Below are 6,178 nucleotides of genomic sequence, written 5' to 3'. Positions count from 1 at the left end.
GTGGACTGCGTCTGTTGTGGGGCTGAAGACCTGGCGCTCTGCGGCGGCTGCGGACGGCAGGTCCGGCTGTTGATGCACCAACCGTTCCGGGCGGAAGCACAGGCCCCTGCCCTGATGGACGTCGACGGCTCCGCGCTCCTTCCCGTCGTGGCTGCCGGCGCATACCGCGCGGAGTTGGCGCAGACTGTGCTGTCGTTCAAGCGCCACGGCCAGGGACAACTTGCGGGGGTGTTGTCCAACGGCCTGGCCCGGGCCATCCGGGCTGCTGCAGGGGAGATTCCGGGACTGCTGCTGGTCCCTGTGCCCACCAGCAGCAGTGCCTACCGGAAGCGGGGCTTCAGCCCGGTCCACGTGCTGCTCGGCAGAATGGGACGGACCCCGGGAGCCGGTGCGCACGCCGGCTTCACCACCGTCCATGCCCTCCGGAAGACGGTGCTGCGGGCCCCGGCGACCGGGGAGCCAGCGTCACGGACGGTGCCCGCGTCCGGTTACCGCCTCCCCGGACTGCCGGGAGGACGCGGCGGGCAAAAGGGGCTGGGGCGCGGGGACCGGGCACAGCGGGTGCGGGGATCCATGCGGGTCCGTCGCGGCCCGTTCGCGCCCAAGGTCAGCGGGCAGCAGTGCATCATCGTTGACGATGTGCTCACCACCGGGGCTACATTGGCCGAGGCTGCCCGGGCGTTGCGCGCGGCCGGCGCGCTGGTGAGTGGCGCCGTCGTCCTCGCCGCGACACGCCCGCCGGTCACGCTCGAGTTCGGTGACACCGACCCCGCAATGGCGGGGAAGGCGCCCGTCAATGAAAAAAATAAACCAAAAAAGGATGAATAAGAGGGGGCTATGAACTAACGTCGAAGATGGGTACCAAGAATAGATGTACCTGTCGATAGCGGCTCGGAAAGGGGCTCGACTGTCAGTCAGATCAGCCCCGGGAAGTGCCGCCGTCGTGTCACCGAAGTCATTTGGAGGGCACCATGGAGTTCATGATCAGCGGACGTAATTTGACGGTCTCCGACCGGTTCCGCGAGTACGCCGACGAGAAGATCTCGAAGATCGCGTCACTGGGGGACAAGGTCCAGAGGGTGGACGCGAAGGTTACCAAGGAGACCAAGGCCCGCCAGACCGACGAGATGCTCACGGTTGAGCTGACCGTCCTGGGCCGGGGCCCCGTGATTCGTGCCGAAGCCAGCGCCGCAGACAAATTCGCCGCGTTCGATCTCGCCTACAACAAGCTACTTGAACGCCTGCGCCGCGCGAAGGACCGCAAGAAGGTCCACCATGGCCGGCACACCCCGAAGTCCGTCACCGAGGCGACGGCAACCCTTGAGCCCGCGAGCACCAGCGAGCCCATCTACGAAGAGGCCAACCACTGGCTGGAGCCCAAGTCAGCTCCCGCCGAGAAGTCGCCGTACGACGTCGAGAATGACATCCCGGCCGGAGACTCGCCCGTGCTTATCCGCCGGAAGGTCTTTCCCGCCGCATCCCTCACGCTCGACGACGCTGTCGACAACATGGAGCTCGTGGGTCATGACTTCTACCTCTTCGTGGACAAGGAGACCAAGGCACCGTCCGTCGTGTACCGCCGCGACGGTTGGACCTACGGGGTGATTTCCCTCGACCAGACGTGCGAGCCGGGCGAGGCCCCGCTGGAAGAGAAAATCCTCGCCTACCGCTCCGAGGATGAGCCCGCCAGCGCATAAGCTGGTGCTGACCATCCAACGAAGGGACTGATGTGCAGGAATTGCTGAGCCTCAAGCAGGCACGGCGGATCGCACTGGCAGCCCAGGGATTGGACAAAGTTCGGCCCGCCGGACCCGTGACTGCACGGGCGGTGGGCCGTACTTTTGCCCGACTCCAGCTGGTCCAGATCGACTCCGTCAACGTGCTGTCGCGGAGCCACTACCTGCCCTTCTTCTCCCGGCTTGGCAACTACGACCGCGCCATCCTCCAGCGCATGGCGGGCACCCACCCGCGGCGCATGATGGAGTACTGGGCCCATGAGGCCAGCTTCATCCGCCCCGACCATTTCCAGGACCTGGTCCTGTGGCAAAGCCGGAAATGGGTGGGGGCGCACTCCCTGGACCCCGAGCTTAGGAGCGGTGTCGCATCCCGGGTGCTCGAGGCACTGGCCACCGGCCGGCCAATGACCGCCGCAGAACTCACCGCGCACCTTGGTCATGTGGAGGACCGGCAGCAGGACAACTGGGGCTGGAACTGGAACGCCGTGAAACGGGTGCTGGAGCACCTTTTCGAAGCAGGCCTTATTTCGGCCGCGTCCCGCACGGAGTCCTTTGAACGGCGCTACACCCTCACGGCCAAGGTCCTGTCCAGGCGGCCGGAGGAAGACTCGGAAGTCCCGGACGCCGGCGCGGACCAGGGGGCCGCGCTGGTCCGTCTCATCGATGCCGCCGCCCGGGCCCACGGCATCGGCACGCTGCGCTGCTTTGCGGACTACTTCCGGACGCCCTTGCGTCCGTCCGCCGTCGCAGTGGACCACCTCGTCGAAGCCGGACGGCTGCTGCCCATCACTGTGACCGGCTGGAACAAGCCCGTCTACCGGCACGTCGAGGCGAAACTGCCCCGCACGGCCACCGGTCGCGCGCTGCTGAGCCCCTTCGACTCGCTGGTCTTTGAGCGGCGGCGCCTTGAGGCCTTGTTCGGTTTCCACTACCGCATCGAGATTTACACCCCGGAGCCGAAGCGCCGCTACGGCTATTACGTGCTGCCCTTTCTGCTGCGCGACGGGATCGTAGCCCGCGTCGACCTCAAAGCCGACCGGGCCAACGGCCTTCTGCTGGCGAGGGCTGCCCATGCCGAACCCGATGCCCCCGCCGATACCGCCGTCGAACTCGCTGCGGAACTGCAGCTCATGGCAGAGTGGTTGGAACTGGACCGGGTTGTGGTTTCCCAGAAAGGGGACCTGGCGCCGGCGCTCGCAGACGCTGTGTCCGGGGCAGGAAGCGGTGTATCCGCTGAGAGGGAACAGGCGTAACCGGCACTGTGTCTCTCCCGTAGACTAAACACGCCAGAATTCGGCAGCTTGAGACTGGGAGCAACTTCACGTGGCATCACTTATCGAAAAACTTCTCCGCACGGGTGACAAAAAAACCCTGAGGCAACTGCGGAACTATGCCGATTCCATTAATGCCCTGGAAAGCTCCTTCCAGACCTTTAGCGACGCTGAACTGCGAGAAGAGACGGACCGGCTCCGCGCGCGCCACGGCGACGGTGAAAAGCTTGATGACCTCCTGCCCGAGGCGTTCGCCGCCGTCCGCGAAGCCTCGTCGCGCACCCTCGGGATGCGCCACTTCGACGTCCAGCTGATGGGCGGCGCCGCCCTGCACCTGGGCAACATCGCCGAAATGAAGACTGGTGAAGGCAAAACCCTCGTGGCCACCGCTCCGGCCTACCTGAACGCCCTCGCCGGCAACGGCGTGCACGTCATCACCGTGAACGACTATCTGGCTGAATACCAGTCCGACCTCATGGGCCGTGTCTACCGTTTCCTGGGCCTGACCAGCGGCTGCATCCTGTCCAACCAGGACCCCGCCCTGCGCCGAGAACAGTACGCCGCGGATATCACCTACGGCACCAACAACGAATTCGGCTTCGACTACCTGCGCGACAACATGGCGTGGGACAAGTCCGAGCTCGTCCAGCGCGGCCACCACTTCGCCATCGTCGATGAGGTGGACTCCATCCTCATCGACGAGGCACGGACCCCGCTCATCATCTCCGGCCCCGCCCAGGGCGACACCAACCGCTGGTACAGCGAGTTCGCCAAGGTCGTCACCCGGCTCAAGTCCGAGGAGGACTACGAAGTCGACGAGAAGAAGCGCACCGTCGGTGTGCTCGAGGCCGGCATCGAGAAGGTCGAGGACTACCTCGGCATCCACAACCTCTACGAGTCCGCGAACACCCCGCTGATCGGATTCCTTAACAACGCCATCAAGGCCAAGGAACTGTTCAAGCGGGACAAGGACTACGTCATCCTCGACGGCGAAGTCCTGATCGTGGACGAGCACACCGGCCGCATCCTCGCCGGCCGGCGCTACAACGAAGGCATGCACCAGGCCATCGAGGCCAAAGAAGGCGTCGAGATCAAGGCCGAGAACCAGACCCTCGCCACGGTGACGCTGCAGAACTACTTCCGCATGTACGGCAAGCTCGCGGGCATGACCGGCACGGCCGAAACCGAAGCCGCAGAGTTCATGAGCACCTACAAGCTCGGCGTCGTCGCGATCCCCACCAACAGGGACATGACGAGGATTGACCAGGCGGACCTGGTCTACAAGAACGAGGCCGTGAAATTCGACGCCGTCGTCAAGGACATTGCCGAACGGCATGAAAAGGGCCAGCCGGTCCTGGTCGGCACCACGAGCGTGGAGAAGAGCGAATACCTCTCCCGGCTGCTGGCCAAGGAAGGCGTCCGCCACGAGGTCCTGAACGCCAAAAACCACGCCCGTGAGGCCGCGATCGTGGCCCAGGCAGGCCGCAAGGGCGCCGTCACGGTGGCGACCAACATGGCCGGCCGCGGTACCGACATCATGCTCGGCGGCAACGCCGAGTTCACCGCTGTCGCCGAATTGGCCAAGCGCGGGCTGGATCCGGAAGAGAACTCCGAAGAATACGAAGCCGCCTGGCCGGCAGCCTTCGAGGCCGCCAAGCAGTCCGTCAAGGACGAGCACGAGGAAGTCCTCAACCTCGGCGGCCTGTACGTGCTGGGTACCGAACGGCACGAATCACGCCGGATCGACAACCAGCTCCGCGGCCGCTCCGGCCGTCAGGGCGACCCCGGCGAGTCCCGGTTCTACCTGTCGCTGACCGACGACCTGATGCGCCTGTTCAACTCCGGCGCGGCGGAACGTCTGATGAATAGCTCGGTGCCGGACGACGTCGCCCTCGAATCCAAACTCGTCTCGCGCGCCATCGCTTCCGCCCAGGGCCAGGTGGAGGGCCGCAACGCCGAACAGCGCAAGAACGTCCTGAAGTACGACGACGTCCTGAACCGCCAGCGCGAGGCCATCTACGGAGACCGCCGCCGCATCCTCGAAGGCGACGACCTCCACGAAAAGGTCCAGTTCTTCCTGGAAGACACGATCAGCGCGTTCATCGAGCAGGCCACCGCCGAGGGCACCGGCGACGACTGGGACTTCAACCTGCTGTGGTCCAACCTCAAGACCCTCTACCCGGTGAGCGTCACCCCGCGCGATCTCATCGACGAGGCCGGCGGGAAGTCGCGGATCACGGTCGACTTCCTCAAGGAAGAGATCCTCTCCGACGCCCGCCTGGTCTACCAGGCACGCGAAGAAGCCATTGGCCACGAGAGCATGCGCGAACTCGAGCGCCGCGTTGTGCTTTCGGTGATCGGCCGCAAGTGGCAGGAACACCTCTATGAAATGGACTACCTGAAGGAAGGCATCGGGCTGCGCGCGATGGCCCAGCGCGATCCCCTGGTGGAATACCAGCGCGAGGGCTTCATCATGTTCCAGGCCATGATGGAGGCCATCCGGGAGGAAAGCGTCGGCTTCCTGTTCAACCTTGAGGTCGAAGTGACGCCCGCCGAGGACGTCGTCGTAGCGGACGCCGCGGGCCAGCACACCGAGCATCACGAACCGCGGATCCATGCTGCCGGGCTGGAGGCCCCCGAAAAGCCGGCCCAGCTGCAGTACACGGCCCCCGGCGAGGACGGTTCGGCCCAGACCCGGGTGGAAGCCAAGACCTCCGGCCGCTCCGGCAACCCGGCCAAGGCCGGGCAGGACGCCCCGCGCCGCGCCAACAAAAAGAAGAAGCGCTAGCCGGTCGGCTGCTGGCCAACGCGCTGCAGCCTGGCCTAACGGCGGAGTAATGACGGAGGACCGGAACACATGTTCCGGTCCTCTGTCATTACCGCTGCCTCCTCCTTCCTTGCTTCCCTCAGTAGGCCCCCAGCCGGTTTTGAGTGACTCTCCGCGCTGGTTGTCAGCCGATTTCCAGCACAGTGACCCGCCAGGCGAGCCTGCTTCGCTCCAGCCTCAGGGCGACCGCCCGCACCCGCAACTCCTCGACCACGACGGCGCTGGCCTCATAGATGTCAGCGGATACCTGGCAGGCCCGGACGGAGCGGACCGAGGCGTTGCGGTGCAGCCGTCCCGCCGTCGGCGACGCCCCGCACGGCATCCGCCGGGTCAGCGCGGCCCGG

At 65.6% G+C, this 6,178-nt stretch carries 5 protein-coding genes; 4 read left to right on the top strand and 1 reads right to left on the bottom strand.

Annotation, left to right across the window (positions count from 1 at the left end; translation table 11 throughout):
• The 4 genes from K789_RS0100795 to secA all read left to right on the top strand — a co-directional run.
• Positions 1-828 (top strand): ComF family protein (locus K789_RS0100795; protein WP_035738708.1); only part of this gene is annotated, 828 nt, incomplete at its 5' end.
• A gap of 143 nt (positions 829-971) precedes the next feature.
• Positions 972-1,697 (top strand): ribosome hibernation-promoting factor, HPF/YfiA family, encoded by a 726-nt coding sequence (gene hpf, locus K789_RS0100790; protein ID WP_024365086.1) that lies wholly within the window; start codon positions 972-974, stop codon positions 1,695-1,697.
• A 32-nt stretch (positions 1,698-1,729) separates the two neighbouring features.
• A complete protein-coding gene (locus K789_RS0100785; protein ID WP_024365085.1) occupies positions 1,730-2,989 on the top strand; it encodes a winged helix-turn-helix domain-containing protein in 1,260 nt (419 codons plus the stop codon).
• Between the two features lie 70 nt (positions 2,990-3,059).
• Positions 3,060-5,795 carry a preprotein translocase subunit SecA gene (gene secA, locus K789_RS0100780; protein ID WP_024365084.1) on the top strand — a complete coding sequence of 912 codons (2,736 nt, stop codon included), beginning with the start codon at positions 3,060-3,062 and terminating at the stop codon, positions 5,793-5,795.
• A gap of 163 nt (positions 5,796-5,958) precedes the next feature.
• Here the strand turns inward: secA and K789_RS0100775 are convergent.
• A partial coding sequence (locus tag K789_RS0100775) for an Rv3235 family protein (RefSeq protein ID WP_024365083.1) occupies positions 5,959-6,178 on the bottom strand: 220 nt, incomplete at its 5' end.

This window comes from Arthrobacter sp. TB 26, assembly GCF_000427315.1.
Taxonomy (GTDB): domain Bacteria; phylum Actinomycetota; class Actinomycetes; order Actinomycetales; family Micrococcaceae; genus Arthrobacter.
The sequence above is the reverse complement of the archived record's forward strand: the minus strand, read 5'-3'. Positions and strand labels throughout refer to the sequence as shown.